Annotated in this window: 1 pseudogene; it reads left to right on the top strand. The window is 53.0% G+C overall.

Annotated elements, in window-relative coordinates:
- A pseudogene (locus STRDD11_RS13545) lies at positions 1-217 on the top strand (metallophosphoesterase); the annotation flags it as partial.

Below are 217 nucleotides of genomic sequence, written 5' to 3'. Positions count from 1 at the left end.
GAATATTGGCTTTTGGGAGATATTCTGCTGCCCGGTCCGGCTGAAAATGATCTTTTTGAACTGCTTGAGCCGCTGCCTATTACTGCGGCAGTCCGCGGAAACTGGGATGACTGTGTCCTAGAAGCCTTGGATGGCACATATGGCCTTGATGACCCGCAGGAGGTGCAGCTCTTGCGCCTGACCCAGTATTTGATGGGAGCGGATTCATCCAGCTCAT

The organism is Streptococcus sp. DD11 (genome assembly GCF_001578865.1).
GTDB classification, from domain to species: Bacteria; Bacillota; Bacilli; order Lactobacillales; family Streptococcaceae; genus Streptococcus; species Streptococcus panodentis.
The sequence above is the reverse complement of the archived record's forward strand: the minus strand, read 5'-3'. Positions and strand labels throughout refer to the sequence as shown.